A 17,617-nucleotide genomic window follows, 5' to 3' on the forward strand; every position below is an offset into this window, starting at 1 on the left:
CAGGCGGTTCCCGCGCAATCGCGTCGAACGTTGATGCGATAGGGGCTTTCGCAAGACCTGATGACTGCGCAAACTGAGGGTTGTGATTCGCATCGATCCCGCCAGGCTCCGCATGTCTTTCCAAAAACTTGTTATGGCTATCTTCTTCCTGCAACCGATTGCATTTGGCAGCTGGTTGCCGCGCATTCCCGAAATCCAGGCTCGTCTGGGGCTCGGTCCTGCTGATCTTGCGTTGGCGCTGCTCGGCATGCCGGTCGGCATCCTCACGACGCTGCCTGTCGCCGGACGTGTGGTGTCGCGCATCGGCGGTGAAACCACCGTCATCGCAGGATTTGTAGTTTTCTCGGTGATTGTCTGCCTTCCGGCCTTCTCCCGGACGCCGGTTGAATTGTTCATCGCGCTTGCCCTCCTTGGCGTTGCCATGTCGACGCTGGAGCTTGGGTTGAATGTCGAAGCCGATCGTGCTGAGAAGGATACCGGCTCTGTAATTATGAACCGGTGCCATGGCTTCTGGAGCCTAGGCATCATGGCCGGCAGCCTGCTTGGTTCGGGAATGGTGGCGATTGCCGTGCCGGCCGAATGGGCGATCATGGCGGCAGCCTTCGTCGTTTTGCCGTTTGCCATAGTGGCAAGTCTCCGCCTGCCGCCCGATCGCGAAGCTGGCGCGGCTCCGCCGCATATGCCGTTCAAGCTGCCAAGCAGCGCGCTTCTCGGCATCTGCGCCTTCGTCTTCGGGATTACGATGACCGAAGGAGCGATCGCCGACTGGTCTGCCGTCTATCTCAAGGACGTTTTCCAGACCGACGGCATGATGACCGGTATCGGATATACGATTTTCGCCATGATGGTGGCGGCGGGCCGTTTCAGCGGCGACCATCTGAAACAGCGCCTCGGGGCGATTTCACTGGCCCGGGGCTGCGGCGCGGCTTCGCTGGTGGGCATGCTCATGGTCGTCTTTGCCTGGCATAGCCTGGTGACGCTGGCGGGCTTTGCACTGGTTGGGATCGGTGTGTCGGTCGGCTTTCCGTTGGCTGTTACCGCGGCGGCAAGCCTCAGGGATCGACCGGCGGCCGCTAATGTCGCGATCCTATCCTTCATGGCACTGACCGGCTTTCTGATCGGACCGCCTCTGATCGGTTTTATCGCGGAGGTATCAGGGCTACGGGTCGGATTGGCGGTCTTGCTGGTACCTCTCGCGGTCAGCCTGGCCTTTACGCGAATGTTGAAGGCAAGTTTCTGACGTTTTTCTTCTGTGGGTTTGCGCGGGCGTGTTGCCAAAGACACGGCCAAACCTGCTAGGACGCCGTGTTTGATTGAAAGAGGAATGTGACATTGCAGGTTGGTATCGATATGGGATCGGCGTCGGGAGGCAATCCGGCCACGCTCGATATCGAAGAGCTTCTGGCTACCCGTCTTCTGGTGCAGGGCAATTCCGGCTCCGGCAAGTCGCATCTGCTCCGCCGTCTGCTGGAGCAATCAGCGCAGTGGGTGCAGCAGGTCATCATTGATCCCGAAGGTGATTTCGTCACACTGTCGGACAAGTTCGGCCACGTCGTCGTCGACGGCGAGCGCACCGAGGCCGAATTGGCCGGTATTGCCAATCGTATCCGCCAGCATCGCGTCTCCTGCGTTCTGACCCTCGAGGGTCTCGATATCGAGCAGCAGATGCGCGCCGCAGCCGCTTTCCTCAACGGGATGTTCGATGCCGACCGTGAATACTGGTATCCGGTTCTCGTCGTGGTCGACGAGGCGCAGATGTTTGCGCCTTCGGTCGGCGGCGACGTCTCGGAAGATGCCCGCAAGATGTCGCTTGGCGCCATGACGAACCTGATGTGCCGCGGCCGCAAGCGCGGTCTTGCCGGCGTGATCGCGACGCAGCGCCTGGCAAAGCTTGCCAAGAACGTGGCCGCGGAAGCCTCGAACTTTCTGATGGGGCGCACCTTCCTCGACATCGACATGGCGCGTGCTGCCGATCTGCTCGGGATGGATCGCAGGCAGGCGGAAATGTTCCGCGACCTGAAGCGTGGCAATTTCGTTGCGCTTGGGCCGGCCTTGTCCCGCCGCCCGCTGCCGATCCAGATCGGTAATGTCGAGACCTCGGCGCGTTCGTCGAGCCCCAAGCTCATGCCGCTGCCGGACGCACCGCAGGACGTCGAAGACCTGATCTTCACCCCGGATCCGGAAGAATTTCAGCGGCCGATCGTTCGGCGCGCCGCGCCCGCACCACGGCCGACCACCGATATTCTCGCGGAGTTGTCGCGATCGGCTCCTGCTGCTTCGGCTCCGGTTTCGGAGACGCGTGCGCCTCAGCCCGAGCTGTCGGTCGAGGAACGGGAGGAGCGGCTGACGGCGGTGCTCAACGAAATACTGGACGATCCGAGCTCCGGATTCCGAACAGATTCCGTGCTTTACCAGGAGTTCCTGGTGCGACTTCGCATGCGCCGGGTTCCAGGTGCTCCGATGTCTTTGTCGGAGTTCCGACGCCGCGTGGCGATTTCGCGTTCCGGTGTAGGTGCGGCGACCGCAGAAACCGAGGCCTGGGGAATGGCGTTGTCGCTCTCTTCTGGCGTCACCGACGATCTTCAGGGTGTTTTCCTGATGTTGGCAAAAGCGGCAATTTGTGGCGAACCATGCCCCTCGGATGCACGGATTGCGCGCGCTTACGGCACCCACTCGGCCCGGCGTGCGAGACGTCTACTTGGCTACTTCGAGGAGCAGGGGACTGTGGTTGTGCACACGGACTTCTCGGGCAAGCGCATCGTCGCTTTCCCCGACATGAGTTGCCAGACGGCTCCGGGCGATGCCAATGCGCCTGATGTGGATGAGGTGCGCTCCGCAGCAGAATGACGGCCGAATTGACGGCAAATAGCGCGCGGACAATGTGCCCGGTTTATACTCGATCTCTAATGTCACACGAAGAAGTTGCTTTTGTCACAAGAGCTTCATTCGGTTGGTGGATAAGGCGCGCGACCCGTGCGGTCGATGCGGATTATCAAAAGGAGATCTCGGTCATGAGAAACAACGTTCGTCACCAGCTGCTGCGCCTTGTCGTCGGCGGCCTGCTTGCAACCGTTGCCGTTCAGCCTGGCTATGCCGATGATGCGGCGAACAAGCTTCTGGAACGTGCGGCAAGCGCGGATCTCAGCGCTCCCGGTGGCGCACGCCGCCTTTCCGGCGACATCACCGAGGCTTATCGCGCCGCGCTCATCGATACCCGCCCGAAGAACGTCATCCTCCTGATCGGCGACGGCATGGGCGACTCCGAGATCACCATCGCACGCAGCTATGCGGTCGGCGCGGGCCAGTATTTCAAGGGCATCGATGCGCTTCCGGTCACCGGGCAATACACGCATTATTCGCTCGACAAGAAGACGGGCAAGCCGACCTATGTGACCGACTCTGCTGCCTCGGGCACCGCTTGGGCGACGGGCGTGAAATCCTACAACGGCGCGATCGGCGTCGACATTCATGAGAAGAGCCACGAAACGCTGATCGAAAAGGCAAAGGCTGCCGGTCTTGGCACAGGCAATGTCTCGACAGCCGAACTGCAGGATGCAACGCCAGCCGTGCAGATCGCGCACGTGACCCAGCGTAAGTGCTACAGTCCGGCGTCCACCACAGAGAAGTGCCCGACGAACGCGCTTGAAAACGGCGGCAAAGGTTCGATCAGCGAGCAGTTGCTGAATACGCGCCCCGACGTGACACTCGGCGGGGGCGCAAAGAGCTTCGGCGAGACCGCCAAGGCCGGCGAATGGAAGGACAAGACGCTTCGCCAGCAGGCGGAGGAACGAGGCTACAAGATCGTCTCGAACCTTGACGAGCTCCAGGCCGTCAAGCAGGCGAACGACAGTGCGCCGGTACTCGGCCTGTTTGCCGAGGGCAATATGCCGGTTCGCTGGGAAGGCCCGAAGGCCAGCCATTACGGCAATGTTGAGAAGGAGCCGGTCGTCTGCAAGCCCAACGAGAAGCGCACGTCGGCAACCCCGACGTTGGCACAGATGACGGCCAAGGCGATCGAACTGCTCAGGACGAACGAGAAGGGCTTCTTCCTGCAGATCGAGGGAGCGTCGATCGACAAGCAGGATCATGCCGCCAACCCGTGCGGCCAGATCGGCGAAACGGTTGATCTCGATGAAGCCGTTCAGGAAGCGTTGAAGTTTGCGCAAGAAGCCGGCGACACGCTCGTCATCATCACCGCCGATCATGCGCACGCGAGCCAGATCATCGATGCCGACGCCAAGGCTCCGGGCTTGACGGAAGCGTTGATGACGAAGGACGGCGCCGTGATGGCCGTGAGCTACGGCAACTCCGACGATGCGGATGACCAGGGCCATACCGGCTCGCAGCTTCGCATTGCTGCTTACGGGCCGCGCGCTGCCAATGTCACTGGCCTGACGGACCAGACGGATCTGTTCTATACGATCAGCGACGCGCTCGGCCTGAAGACCGAGACGGCCAGCGCCAAGTAGGCCGCGTCGGCGAATGCCACGGGCGAAAACGTGGAATTGTGATTGACATTCCAGCGACTTCGCCCTAAAGACCGCCCCAGCACCGGGCAGAGATGTCCGGTGTTTCATTTGACATGTCCCGTGGATTTGTCCTGTTCGCGTAATGGGATGATCCTGTCGGATCCTCGAAAGAAGATCAAAGGAGGGCGTGTTTCCTTCACGCGGTTTGGCAACAGACCGTTCTAACTTTCTGAAAGGAAATACGATGAGCAAGCGCGAATCGTCCAAGTACAAGATTGACCGCCGTATGGGCGAAAACATCTGGGGCCGTCCTAAGTCCCCGGTGAACCGCCGCGAATACGGCCCGGGCCAGCACGGTCAGCGCCGCAAGGGCAAGCTCTCTGACTTCGGTGTGCAGCTGCGCGCCAAGCAGAAGCTCAAGGGTTACTACGGTGACCTGCGCGAGAAGCAGTTCCGCGCGATCTTCGCTGAAGCCGACCGCCGCAAGGGCGATACCTCGGAAAACCTGATCGGTCTTCTGGAGTCTCGTCTTGACGCGATCGTTTATCGCGCCAAGTTCGTTCCGACCGTTTTCGCTGCTCGCCAGTTCGTCAATCACGGCCACGTGACCGTGAACGGCGTCCGCGTAAACATCGGTTCTTACCGTTGCAAGGCTGGCGACGTCATCGAGGTTCGTCAGAAGTCGAAGCAGCTCGTTTCCGTTCTGGAATCTGTTGGCTTGGCTGAACGCGACGTTCCGGACTACATCGAAGCTGACCATAACAAGATGGTTGCTACCTTCGCTCGTGTTCCGGCGCTCGGCGACGTACCGTATCCGGTCGTCATGGAGCCGCATCTGGTGGTCGAATTCTATTCGCGTTAATCGCGAGGCGTTTTCGCATACGGAAAAGCCGCCTCCTGGGGCGGCTTTTTTGTTATCTGGGGAGATACGATGACGGACTTGCAGGCAGTTCTCGATAGCATCCACAAGGAGCTGACCCCCCGTATCGGCGAGGGGAAGGTTGCGGACTACATTCCGGAACTCGCCAAGGTCGACCCAAACCAGTTCGGCCTAGCGGTCGTCACCGTGGATGGCAAGGTCTACAGCGTTGGCAATGCCGATGTCCCGTTCTCCATCCAGAGCATCTCGAAGGTTTTCATGCTGACGCTTGCACTCGGCAAGGTCGGCGAGGGACTGTGGAAGCGGGTCGGCCGCGAGCCTTCGGGCTCGGCGTTCAACTCGATCGTCCAGCTCGAGCACGAGCAGGGCATTCCACGCAAATCCCTTCATCAACGCGGGGGCAATTGCCGTGACCGATGTTGTCATGGCCGGCCATGCGCCACGCGAGGCTATTGGTGAGTTGCTGCGCTTCGTCCGCTATCTCGCCGATGACGAGTCGGTCACCATCGATGATCGCGTTGCAAAGTCCGAGACACAGACGGGCTACCGCAATTTCGCGCTCGCAAACTTCATGCGGGCCTATCGCAACCTCGATCACCCAGTCGAACACGTGCTTGGCGTCTATTTTCACCAGTGCGCCCTGTCGATGACCTGCGAGCAGCTGGCGAAGGCCGGGCTGTTTCTGGCCGCACGCGGCAGCAATCCGATGACTGGCCACTCCGTTGTGTCGCCGAAGCGGGCGCGGCGTATCAACGCGCTGATGCTGACATGCGGCCACTATGACGGTTCCGGCGACTTTGCCTATCACGTCGGTCTCCCCGGCAAGAGTGGTGTCGGCGGTGGTATTTTTGCAGTGGCGCCCGGCATTGCCTCGATTGCGGTGTGGTCGCCGGGGCTCAACGAGGTCGGCAACTCGCAGCTCGGTGCTGTCGCGCTCGAAATGCTGGCGGCCCGCACTGGCTGGTCTGTTTTCGGCGATTGATGCTGGGTTGTCGTGACGCTTTCTGCTAAGGCGGAGGCAGACTCTGATTGGACGAGAAAATGAACATCGCAGCCAACATTGCCGATGAGCTGGAAACGCCGAACGCGGATGGGGCGATCGCGCACGCGCTCTTTGCCGAAGCTCCTGACTCGGTGTCGTTCAACAAGCTGCGCAAGCGGCTGTTGCGGAACGTCAGACAGGCATTCGACGATTTTGCGATGCTGAAGGGGCAGACGCGTTGGCTGATCGGTCTCTCCGGCGGCAAGGACTCTTATGGATTGCTCGCCCTTCTTCTCGACCTGCAGTGGCGCGGTCTTCTGCCGGTGGAACTGATCGCCTGCAATCTCGACCAGGGCCAGCCGAACTTCCCAAAGCATATCCTGCCTGAATATCTCACCAAGGTCGGCGTCAAGCACCGCATCGAGTATCGCGACACGTACTCCATCGTGAAGGAGAAGGTTCCTGAAGGAGCGACCTATTGCTCGCTCTGTTCGCGCCTGCGTCGCGGCAATCTTTATCGGATTGCCAAGGAGGAGGGCTGTGACGCATTGGTGCTCGGCCACCACCGCGAGGATATTCTCGAAACCTTCTTTATGAACTTTTTCCATGGCGGGCGGCTCGCTTCGATGCCGGCCAAATTGCTCAATGACGAGGGCAACCTCGTGTTGCTGCGCCCGCTCGCCTATTGCGCGGAAGACGACATGGCGAAGTTCGCGGCTGCCATGCAGTTCCCGATTATTCCATGCGATCTTTGCGGCTCCCAGGACGGGCTGCAGCGCAATGCGATGAAGGACATGCTCGCCGATATCGAGCGGCGTATGCCGGGCCGCAAGGATACGATGCTGAGAGCGCTTGCGCATGTGAACCCGTCGCATCTGCTCGATCCCAAGCTTTTCGATTTCGCTGGCCTGATGGCCGGAGAGACCGCGCCGAAGAGTGAATAGTCGGCGCCCACGGCAAAGAAGGAAAGTCCATGTGTTCCACGATAGATGTAACGACGCTTGCCGATCTCCTGAGGCGGGCGGCGAAGGCAGAGATATTGCCGCGCTTCCGTCGACTTGGAAGCGATGACGTGCGCGCCAAGAGCGAAGCGACCGATCTGGTGACGGAGGCGGACCTGCAGGCGGAGCGGATGATTAAAGCTGAAGCCGCTGCACTCTGGCCGGATGCCGTGTTCATCGGAGAGGAGTCGGTCGCGGCGGATCCTGATCTGCTCGGCAAGCTCGAGGGAGCGGACCTTGCCATCGTGGTCGATCCCGTTGATGGGACCTTCAATTTTGCATCCGGCATTCCGGCCTTCGGCGTGATGGCGTCCGTCGTGTCCAAGGGCGAAACAGTTGCCGGCATCATCTACGACCCGATGGGCGATGACTGGGTAATGGCGGAGAAGGGCGGTGGCGCGTGGCTTCGGCGTCCTGGCGGGGAGGCGGAGCGGCTCGCCGTTGCAGCGCCCGTCGCGCTGGAGGAGATGGTCGGCATGGCATCGACGGGCTTCCTGCCGAAGCCGAAGCGCAGCGAGATCCTTGCCAATCTGGCCAAGGTTCGGTTCCTTGCCAACTATCGCTGTGCTGCCCATGAGTACCGCGCCTTTGCGGGCGGTCACGTCCACTATCTGATGTATAATAAGCTCATGCCCTGGGACCATCTCGCGGGCACCCTGATCAGCATCGAGGCTGGCGCGCATGCGGCCCGTTTTGACGGTTCGCCTTACCTGCCGCATCACACCAGTGGTGGCTTGCTGATTGCGCCCGACAAGGACAGCTGGGACATTCTGCGGATTGAAGTTTTCACGATCTGATATCGGAGCCGCGACCTCCTGCGGGTTGCGGTAGCGTTTCCTGGGGCGCCCAGATTTCGCGCTCCCAGGAAAACGCCATGCGCACAGACGTACAATACGAGCAGGCACGCCAGTCGTAAATTTTCTCCCGCTTTCGAAATGACGAGGAGAGTATGATGGATACAGGGCAGACACTGGCGTTTTTGCTGTTTGCGTTTATCGCGGCGGTTACACCGGGACCCAGTAACACTCTGGTCCTGTCCACAGGTGCTGCTGTCGGCACTTTGAGAGGCATCGGCTGTCCGCTCGGTGCATCGCTTGGCATGGGCGCAATGATTGTTCTAAGCGCCTTCGGTGTCGGAGAAATTGTCGCCGCGGCGCCGGCGATCGTAATAGCGATGAAGTTGGCAGGATCTCTGTTTCTGTTGTGGCTTGCCTGGAAGATCGCCAATGCCGGTACTGTTGAAGCGGATGGCCAGAGGGGCGTGGTTGGATTTCGGCAGGCTTTTCTATTCCAGTGGCTAAACCCGAAAGGTTGGCTGGTTGCGCTGAGCGCAGGCAGCACCTTCCTTGTGTCTTCACAGCACGCTGATGCACGTGGCGCCTTGTGGATGGGGGCGCTGTTCGCAGCCGCCGCGTTTCCCGCCGGGTTCGTATGGCTTGTCCTCGGCGCTCTCGTGGCACAGTTTCTACGCACCCCACGTTCGGCGCGGTTCTTCAATATCGCGATGGCGTTGGCTCTGGCTCTTTCGGTCGCCCTTGTATGGCGCTAGCTCCCGAAAGAGTTTCGCCCGCAACGGTGTGTTGCGGGCGACAAGGAACGTTATGCGTTGCAAGGCCGTCTACTAGAAATGCCCGGCGCCTGGATCGATGTGCGGGCTGTCACCCGGATGTGTGAACAGCTTGCCGCCTTCGGCCCACAGCGTTGCCGCGATGCTGATCGCCCCGAACACCGCGAAGCCGCCGAAGAGCGGCTGCACAGTCCCGTTGAATAGCTGTCCGACCGTGCCGCCGAGGATCGCGCCGAAGGTCGTCGATACGAAGCCGGTGATGGCTGTCGCGGTGCCGGCGAGGTTGCCCATGGGTTCCAGGCTGATTGCCGTAAAATTGGTGGCAATAACCGCAAACATCATCAGCAGGATCGTGAACAGGGTATAGGCAAAGGCGAAATCGGGCCGGCCACCGAGAGCTTTGACGAAACCGATTGCAGACACGATCGTGAACAGGATCATCGCAACGTGCGAGATGCGGCGCATCCCGAATTTGCGCACAAAAAACCCGTTGGCGAAGTTCGCGACAGCGATGCCGCCGGCCGTTGCCGCAAAGGCGATCGGTAACCAATCGCCAAGGCCGTAGACCTCGCCGAACACCTGCTGGACCGAAATAACGTAGGCGCTGATGACGCCCGTGAACATCGTCAGCCCGATCATGTAGCCACAGGTGATCTTGTTCGTCAGGACGGTCTTGAAACCGTCGACGACGGAGCCGACCGATAACGGGATGCGCTCTCCTTTCGGCAGAGATTCTTTCAGACGCGCGAGTGCCCAGATGAACAGGACCCCTCCGACAAGGCCGAGCAGGATAAAAATCCAGTGCCAGTTGGCGTAGGTGATGATCAACTGACCGACGGAAGGCGCCACGATCGGAACGATCATGAAGACGATCATCACGTAGGACATGACCCGCGCCATCTCACGGCCGCCGAAGCAGTCGCGAACAATCGCCATGGTCGTGATGCGGACGGCTGCGCCGCCGAGGCCTTGGACAAAGCGCATGATCAGCAGCATTTCGAAGCTGCCGGTTGCGGCAGCGGCGAACATAGCGAGGACATAAACGGCGAGGCCGCCAAGCAGGATGTTTCGGCGGCCGAAGGTATCAGACAGGCTACCGAAAATGATCTGCGACACGCCGAATCCGAGGAAGAAGACGCCGATCACGAGCTGCGTATCGTTGGCGTTCGTGACACCGAGCGAATGGCCGATCGCGGGCAGGGATGGCAGCATGCTGTCGATCGCCATCGCGACACTGGCGGTCATGATGGCGATGGTAATGACAAATTCGACGAAGCCCATGCCTATGCGGCGGGAGCCCTGATTCTCAACATGGGGTTTATGTGGTGGCGTCATAATCGAAATCCTGAAATAGGGGCGGAGAGAGCCGATCAGACCGCAGGATTGTGCGGCTGGAAGAGACGTCCCTTCTCTGCGATCAAAACGAAGACCAGACCGATGATCGAGACGGTGAAATAGCCTGCGACCATTGGCAATGCTGTGCCGTTGAATGCCTGGCCGATGCCGGCGCCGATCAGCGCGCCGCCGACCGTGCTCATGAAGCCGAGGACGGACGAAGCCGTTCCCGCGACGTGGCCGAGCGGCTCCATGGCAAGCGAGTTGAAGTTGGAGCCGATCCAGCCGAACTGGAACATGGCCACACCGAAGAAGCAGATGAAAAACGCAAAGGGCATCGGTTGCGGCCCAAGAACGAGGGCTGCGAGCCAGATGGTGTTGACGGTGATAAAGCCGACCAACGCGCCATGCGACAACCGCCGCATCCCGAACCTGCCAACAAGCCGCGCGTTGAGGAATGACGAAAGCGACATGAAGACAGCGACGCCGGCAAAGGCGAAGGGGAAGTAGACCCCCAGCTCGTAGATGCCGACGTATATCTGCTGCGCGGAATTGATGAAGCCGAAAAGCGAACCGAAGATGAAGGTGGTGGCAATCGTGTAGCAGAGGGCGATGCGGTTCGTGAGAACCAGCTTGAAGCCACCGATCACCGAGCGTGCGGTGAACGGGCGGACATTCGCGGGACGCAAGGTTTCGGGAAGGCGGATATAGGCCCAAACCGAGATCAAAGCGGCCAGGACGGCGATGAACACGAAGATCAGATGCCAGCTGCCGAAGAACATGATGATCTGGCCGCTGCCCGGCGCGATGACGGGAACGATCATGAAGACCATCATGATCAGGGACATGACCTCTGCCATCTGCCGGCCGCCGTAGATATCACGGACGATGGAGATGGTGATGACGCGCGTCGCTGCGGAACCAATGCCCTGAATGAAGCGAAGTGCGAGAAGGCCCGCAAAGGACGGTACCAGTGCGATCCCCAGCGCAGAACAGATATAGATGACAAGGCCGATCAACAGCGGCAGACGGCGGCCGAAGCGGTCGGAGAGAGGGCCGTAGAAGAGCTGAGCCGAGCCGAAGCCCAGCAGATAGGCGGAAACGACGAACTGACGGTGATTTTCGCTTTCGACGCCAAGGCTTGCGCCGATCTGCTGCAGTGCCGGCAACATGATGTCGATCGCGAGCGAATTGACCGCCATCAAGAAGGCGGCGAGCGCAATGAATTCCCCTTTGCCCATGGGCAATTGGCCCGCGTGCACGGTTTGTGATGAATCTGTCACAATGAAATTCCCATAAACGGGCCAAGGCGCTGTTCAGCACAGCGCCTCGGACTCAAAATGCAAGATATGGAAACCGGGCGGACGCCCGGTGACCGAACAGGTCAGGCGGCGCCGCGAACGGTCACGCCATGTTCCTGCAGGTGCTGCTGCAACTCGCCGGCCTGGAACATTTCCCGGACGATGTCGCAACCGCCGATGAACTCGCCCTTCACGTAGAGCTGCGGGATCGTCGGCCAGTTGGAGTAATCCTTGATGCCCTGGCGGATCTCAGAGTCAGCGAGCACGTTGATGCCCTTGTAGTCGACGCCGATGTAATCGAGAATCTGCACGACCTGGCCGGAGAATCCACACTGCGGAAACTGCGGCGTGCCCTTCATGAAGAGGACGACGTCGTTGCTCTTGATTTCGTTGTCGATGAATTCGTTGATACCGCTCATAGGGACTAATCCTTTCCACAGGCGAGTTAAAGGCCCGCCGTTTCAATCGTTAAGCTTAGATAGCATGTGATCCGCGGAATTCCAGCAGGCCGAGCCAAAAAAAGAGCGCCCTATCGGTTTGCGGACGGCGCATTGTTGCGCTTGCGTTACGCCTGGTTCAGGAGCGGCTTAGTCTCGCGCGCGCATTGCCGGTTATGGCAAGGAATTCACCCGGATTTTGCCACAATTCTCGCCGATTGCGGCGCAGCAATTTCCTGCCGTGCGCGGCCAGAAAGAAAATAATGACATTGATTTCGAAACGGGTCGTTCTCCATTTTCCGGGGTTCGAGCCACTTGATGGGCGTGCTCACAGGGCGCGCTATGAACGATCCGCAAAACAAAGTGCAGCGACCTGGAATTTCTCCGTGCTGACAGGCGAGCCGGACGACGGACCGGCGTCGACGGCGTTCAGGGTGAAGGCGGGTATTGACGGATGGGAAACCAACAGCCACATCCATATCTTCGACCACAATGCTTTGGTGGAGCAGCTTCGATCACGCAGCATACCTGCGCAAATTCTGGCGGGCTTTCGTAGTGCTCTGCAGGTCATCCTCCATGGCGGGATGGCCGGCTACTTCAGGCACGCTTGGCGATTCGGGCTGTTCTTCGTCTTTCCGTTCCTGATGATGATACTCGGCTTTTCGCTTAGCGCCATCATCGCCGTGATACCACTCGAAATGGAGTTGCCCGCTTTTCATCTCCTGTGGAGCACGGCGTTGGCATTGTGTTTCTTCGTCTTCGTGTTTCTGCCTTTCGCGGAGCGCTTCTACACGCTGCATCTCTTCGCTGACTGGCGGATGGCGGTCGCTCTTGCCCGGACGAGCGATGCGGCATTCAACCAGTGGCTAGATCGCTGTGCCACGGCCGCGCAGACCGCCCTGTCGGAACCTGCGCAGGAGTATGTGATCTCATCTCACAGTATGGGATCCAGCGTCGCCGCCCACGTCGTTGGCCTCCTGCTCGAACGGGATCCTGATGTTTTTGCCGGCAAGAAGGTGATCTTTGCAACGCTCGGCTCGGCAATCCTGCAATGCGCATTGTTGCGACCCGCGCACGTGTTGCGGTCACGGGTCGGCCTGATCGCGCGATGCGACAGCGTCAACTGGCTTGATGTGCACTGTCTGACCGACGCCATTCATTTCTACAAGGTGCCGGTCGTGGCGGTTTGTGGACATGGAGATGCACGGCCTGCGAAGATGATCTTCATTCGCGTGAAGCATATGCTGACTATCGAGCACTATAAGAAGATCAAGAAGGATTTCCTGCGCGTGCATCGGCAGTATGTCCTGGGGCCAGACCTGCGGGCGCCCTTCGACTTCACGCTGCTAACCGCCGGCCCACGCTCGGACATGGTCTTTGCTGCAGACGCCTATAACGCAATGCCCGGCTTCTAACCGGGCATTTGCGTTCGATATCACTCAGGTGCCGATGTCTGCAGCGCCAGGGCATGCAGTATGCCACCCATGTTGCCCTTCAGGGCTTCGTAGACCATCTGATGCTGCTGCACGCGGCTCTTGCCGCGAAAAGCTTCCGCTACCACCTCAGCCGCATAATGATCGCCGTCGCCGGCAAGATCGCGGATGGTCACCTTGGCGCCGGGGATGCCGGCCCTGATCATGTCTTCGATATCACCGGGTTTCATAGGCATGATCGTTACTCCTTGCGCATTATTCCGTGGCAGCCAGTGTGCCATGGCCTTCCATGTAATCAGGGAACCATGATTCATGGGCGTCGCGCAATTGCTGAATCGGCAGCGACAGCAGATCGTCAATCACGAGGCTTTCACCTTCGACAGTGCCGAGGCGGCGGAAAGGTACACCCGCACCTTCGGCGTTGGCGCAGACGAAATTGGCAACATCCGCTGGCACCGTCAGCACGTAGCGGGCCTGATCTTCGCCGAATAGGAGCGCGTGCGGTGCGCCTTTGCTTTCATGAAGATCGATGTTAAGGCCCTTGCCTGACGCCATCGCCATTTCGGCGAGAGCCAGAACGAGGCCGCCGGAAGAGATATCGTGGCAGCTCGTTGCCTGGCCGTTTCGGATGACCGAGCGGACGAAGTTGCCGTTACGGCGCTCCGCGAGGAGATCGACCTCGGGAGCGGGGCCTTCAGTGCTGCCGACGACATCGCGCAGATAGGCCGACGAACCGAGATGGCTGCCGTCCGTACCGATCATGATTACCTTATCGCCATTCGAGGCGCTGCCGATGCGCGCCATCTTCTTCCAGTCGGGCAGAAGGCCGACGCCAGCGATCGTCGGTGTCGGCAGGATCGCAACGCCGTTGGTTTCATTGTAGAGTGAGACGTTCCCCGACACGATGGGGAAGTCGAGGACGCGGCAGGCTTCGCCGATGCCTTTCACGGCCTGAACGAACTGGCCCATGATTTCCGGCTTTTCAGGGTTGCCGAAGTTCAGGTTGTCGGTCGCCGCCAGCGGCTCTGCGCCGGTCGCCGTGATGTTGCGCCAGCATTCTGCGACTGCCTGCTTGCCGCCCTCGAACGGATCGGCCTCGACATAGCGCGGCGTCACATCGGACGAGAATGCAAGAGCCTTGGTCGGATGGTTCTCGACGCGAACGACGCCTGCATCACCTCCCGGAAGCTGGAGTGAGTTGCCCTGGATCAGGGTATCGTACTGTTCGTAAACCCAACGGCGGCTCGATTGATTGGGAGAGCCAACGAGCTGCAACAGCGCCTGGCCGTAGTCTGCCGGTGCGGCAACGAGGTTCGCGGGCAGCGGCGCACGCTTGTCCGATTCTCGCCACGGACGATCATATTCCGGCGCCTGGTCGCCGAGATCCTTGATCGGCAGGTTGGCGACTTCTTCGCCCTGATGGATAACGCGGAAGCGCAGGTCGTCGGTGGTCTTGCCGACGATCGCAAAATCCAGGCCCCACTTGATGAAGATCGCCTTCGCCACGGCTTCCTTTTCCGGCTCCAGAACCATGAGCATGCGCTCCTGGCTTTCGGACAGCATCATTTCGTAGGCGGTCATCTGCTCTTCGCGCACCGGCACGGTATCGAGATCGAGCAGAATGCCGAGATCGCCCTTTGCACCCATTTCGACGGCCGAGCAGGTGAGGCCGGCAGCACCCATGTCTTGGATGGCGATGACGGCGCCGGTCTGCATCAGCTCGAGGCAGGCTTCCAGCAGGCACTTTTCGGTGAAGGGGTCGCCGACCTGGACGGTCGGACGCTTTTCCTCGATGGACTCATCGAATTCGGCCGAGGCCATGGTCGCACCGCCGACGCCGTCGCGGCCCGTCTTTGCGCCGAGATAGACGACCGGCAAGCCGACGCCCTTGGCTTCCGAGAGGAATATGGCATTCGACTTGGCCAGGCCAGCCGCGAAGGCGTTGACCAGGATATTGCCGTTATAACGGGCGTCGAACTCGACTTCGCCGCCTACCGTCGGAACGCCGAAGGAGTTTCCATAACCGCCGACGCCCGAGACGACACCGGAGACTAGGTGACGGGTCTTCGGATGGTCCGGCTCGCCGAAACGCAGCGCATTCATTGCTGCGATCGGGCGTGCACCCATGGTGAAGACGTCGCGCAGAATGCCCCCGACGCCTGTGGCCGCGCCCTGATATGGCTCGATGTAGGACGGGTGGTTGTGGCTCTCCATCTTGAAGACTACGCAGTCGCCGTCATCGATATCGACAACACCGGCATTTTCACCGGGGCCCTGAATGACGCGCGGGCCTTTGGTCGGCAGCGTACGCAGCCACTTCTTGGAGGATTTGTAAGAGCAGTGCTCGTTCCACATGGCCGAAAAGATGCCGAGCTCGGTGAAAGTCGGTTCGCGTCCGATCAGGCTCAAGATCCGCTGATACTCGTCTGGCTTCAGGCCGTGGGCGGCAATCAGTTCGGGGGTGATCGGGCGGGTATTGGAAATGGTCATGAGCTCTCGGAAGTCCCTGCCGTTGCGCGATTGCGGTGTCTTTAGCCTAAGTGAATGAAACGCGCGATAGGAAAATGCCCGCTGTTAACAGACAGCAGGCACCAAAAGGCGACTATCGTGCCAGCTCAAAACTTGTAGCCGACCTGGATGCCGGCGCGCGTAATCCGAATTACGCACCATCGATCATTGGGGGTAAAGCATTTTTGCCGACCGACGTTGCTTTGTCGCTGGTCTGCGGCCGATCTGCCGTCGCTTCAAATCTCACCATCATAGCCGGCGCCGCCGCTTTCTAGTAGGCGTCTCAAAGTCATCAATCCTGCAACCAGATCGTCACGGTTTCTGGGGGACGAGAAGCCTATCCGCACGCGGTGATAAACTTTCTCGGCGCGAGCGGCCTTGAACTCGTCCTCGTCATCGATCAGCACGCCATCTCTATAGGCGGCGTTCTTGAAGGTTCCCGAGAGCCAGGGATCGGGCAGCTTCAGCCAGAGGAAGGGAACATGCGGATGGGACACAAAATCGTATCCCTGTAGTTGTTGCCGTGCGAGGCGCTCGCGGATGGCCAGTTCGGCCGTGCTTGCCTTGCGGATTTCGTGTGCTTGGCCGCTCTGAACGAGACGCGCGCAAGCCTCGGCCAGAATGAAAGGCAGCCCGCCCGTAATCATCTTGTGCGTTACCTTGATCCGCTGCGCAAAATGCGGCGGGCAGGCGACCCAGCCGCCGCGCACTCCGGCAGCCACGGACTTTGAAAGGCCACTGATCAGGAAGGTGCGATCGGGCGCGAGCGACGCCTGCAGGGGATTTTCGTCGCCAGTCATGCCACCGTAGAGATCGTCCTCTATCAGCCAGACGCCATGCCTGCGTGCAATCTCCGCGATCCGTACCCGCCGCTCGTAAGGCATCGTAGCCAGGGTGGGATTGTGCGCGGTCGGCATGAGGAACGCGAGCTTGGGATGCTGCTGAAGACACAAGCGCTCGAAGTCATCGGGGATTACGCCGTTCTCGTCGGAGTCGACGGTGATCGTACGGCGACCAAGAATGCGGGCGCTGCGGCTGACCTGCGTATAGCTCAAATCTTCAAATACGATCTTGTCACCGGGCGACGACACGGCCGAAATCACCGAGACCGCCGCCGCGTGCGCGCCGAGGGTAGGGACGATGTTTTCGGTGTCGGGCGTCCAATCGTTCCTGGCGAGCCAGCGCCGCCCTGCCTCGTACCAATTTTGCGGGAAAACACGGGAATAGGACGAAATCTCGGAAAGCTGCTCCTCGCCGATTCCGGCGAGCACGCTGCCGATGATCTTGCCCTGGCCGAGGTCCGGAGCCGCGGTGGTGTCAAAGCGTATCTTGCCGGCCGGCGCATCGATCGGACGCGTGCCGCCGAGCGCGATGGTCAGTGGGTCCGGCTGATTGCCGGGTGCCGTCTCGGCGCGATCCAGGACATATGTGCCGCGGCCGACTTCTCCCGCGACGAGGCCGCGTTCGTGCACCAGCGCATAGGCCCGGCCGATTGTCCCGATTGTCACGCCTATGTCGTAGGCAAGGTTTCGCTGCGGCGGCAACTTGCTGCCAGCGGGCAATGTACCTGCGGCAATGGCTGATTCAATGCTGTCCGCAATTCGGAGGTAAACCGGGCCGAAACCGCGCGAAACGTCTGGGAGCCAATTTGTCATGATGACAATTCTCTATATTGTCACCCTTCGTCCGTCAAGATTATCTGAA

The 17,617-nt window shown here is 60.1% G+C and carries 14 protein-coding genes and 1 pseudogene; 9 read left to right on the forward strand and 6 right to left on the reverse strand.

Annotated elements, in window-relative coordinates:
• Positions 1-112: 112 nt before the first annotated feature.
• The 8 genes and pseudogenes from AS026_RS17820 to AS026_RS17855 all read left to right on the forward strand — a co-directional run bounded on the left by AS026_RS17820 (position 113) and on the right by AS026_RS17855 (position 8,881).
• A complete protein-coding gene (locus AS026_RS17820) occupies positions 113-1,240 on the forward strand; it encodes an MFS transporter (protein WP_062371009.1) in 1,128 nt (375 codons plus the stop codon).
• A 92-nt stretch (positions 1,241-1,332) separates the two neighbouring features.
• Positions 1,333-2,847 carry a helicase HerA domain-containing protein gene (locus AS026_RS17825; RefSeq protein ID WP_025661697.1) on the forward strand — a complete coding sequence of 505 codons (1,515 nt, stop codon included), beginning with the start codon at positions 1,333-1,335 and terminating at the stop codon, positions 2,845-2,847.
• A 164-nt stretch (positions 2,848-3,011) separates the two neighbouring features.
• Entirely contained in the window at positions 3,012-4,469 is a 1,458-nt protein-coding gene (phoA, locus tag AS026_RS17830) for an alkaline phosphatase (protein WP_062370811.1), read from the forward strand.
• Positions 4,470-4,713: 244 nt separating this feature from the next.
• A complete protein-coding gene (gene rpsD, locus AS026_RS17835) occupies positions 4,714-5,331 on the forward strand; it encodes a 30S ribosomal protein S4 (protein WP_025661699.1) in 618 nt (205 codons plus the stop codon).
• 69 nt (positions 5,332-5,400) lie between these two features.
• Positions 5,401-6,331 (forward strand): annotated as a pseudogene (locus AS026_RS17840) (glutaminase).
• Between the two features lie 59 nt (positions 6,332-6,390).
• Complete coding sequence (gene ttcA, locus AS026_RS17845; RefSeq protein ID WP_025661701.1) at positions 6,391-7,275, forward strand: tRNA 2-thiocytidine(32) synthetase TtcA; 885 nt, start codon at positions 6,391-6,393, stop codon at positions 7,273-7,275.
• 29 nt (positions 7,276-7,304) lie between these two features.
• The gene (locus AS026_RS17850) at positions 7,305-8,129 is read left to right on the forward strand and encodes an inositol monophosphatase family protein (protein WP_025661702.1); all 825 of its coding nucleotides are present in this window, start codon (positions 7,305-7,307) and stop codon (positions 8,127-8,129) included.
• Between the two features lie 155 nt (positions 8,130-8,284).
• A complete protein-coding gene (locus AS026_RS17855) occupies positions 8,285-8,881 on the forward strand; it encodes a LysE family translocator (protein WP_062370813.1) in 597 nt (198 codons plus the stop codon).
• A 72-nt stretch (positions 8,882-8,953) separates the two neighbouring features.
• Here AS026_RS17855 and AS026_RS17860 read toward each other — a convergent pair whose 3' ends face one another.
• From AS026_RS17860 to grxD, 3 genes are all read right to left on the reverse strand, one after another.
• Positions 8,954-10,234, reverse strand: a complete 1,281-nt coding sequence (locus AS026_RS17860; RefSeq protein ID WP_025661199.1) for a multidrug effflux MFS transporter — start codon at positions 10,232-10,234, stop codon at positions 8,954-8,956.
• A 35-nt stretch (positions 10,235-10,269) separates the two neighbouring features.
• Entirely contained in the window at positions 10,270-11,475 is a 1,206-nt protein-coding gene (locus AS026_RS17865) for a multidrug effflux MFS transporter (protein ID WP_018854872.1), read from the reverse strand.
• 143 nt (positions 11,476-11,618) lie between these two features.
• A complete protein-coding gene (gene grxD / locus AS026_RS17870; RefSeq protein WP_007532908.1) occupies positions 11,619-11,954 on the reverse strand; it encodes a Grx4 family monothiol glutaredoxin in 336 nt (111 codons plus the stop codon).
• 281 nt (positions 11,955-12,235) lie between these two features.
• Between grxD and AS026_RS17875 the strand changes: the two genes are divergently transcribed.
• Complete coding sequence (locus AS026_RS17875) at positions 12,236-13,387, forward strand: hypothetical protein (protein WP_062370815.1); 1,152 nt, start codon at positions 12,236-12,238, stop codon at positions 13,385-13,387.
• Positions 13,388-13,407: 20 nt separating this feature from the next.
• Here the strand turns inward: AS026_RS17875 and AS026_RS17880 are convergent, their stop codons facing one another.
• The 3 genes from AS026_RS17880 to AS026_RS17890 all read right to left on the reverse strand — a co-directional run bounded on the left by AS026_RS17880 (position 13,408) and on the right by AS026_RS17890 (position 17,568).
• Positions 13,408-13,641, reverse strand: a complete 234-nt coding sequence (locus AS026_RS17880) for a BolA/IbaG family iron-sulfur metabolism protein (RefSeq protein WP_025661197.1) — start codon at positions 13,639-13,641, stop codon at positions 13,408-13,410.
• A gap of 19 nt (positions 13,642-13,660) precedes the next feature.
• Entirely contained in the window at positions 13,661-15,895 is a 2,235-nt protein-coding gene (purL, locus tag AS026_RS17885) for a phosphoribosylformylglycinamidine synthase subunit PurL (RefSeq protein ID WP_062370818.1), read from the reverse strand.
• A gap of 254 nt (positions 15,896-16,149) precedes the next feature.
• On the reverse strand, positions 16,150-17,568 hold the full coding sequence (locus tag AS026_RS17890; RefSeq protein WP_062370820.1) for an aminotransferase-like domain-containing protein: 1,419 nt from the start codon (positions 17,566-17,568) through the stop codon (positions 16,150-16,152).
• Positions 17,569-17,617 lie beyond the last annotated feature (49 nt).

The sequence above is a fragment of the Rhizobium altiplani genome (assembly GCF_001542405.1).
Classification (GTDB): domain Bacteria; phylum Pseudomonadota; class Alphaproteobacteria; order Rhizobiales; family Rhizobiaceae; genus Rhizobium; species Rhizobium altiplani.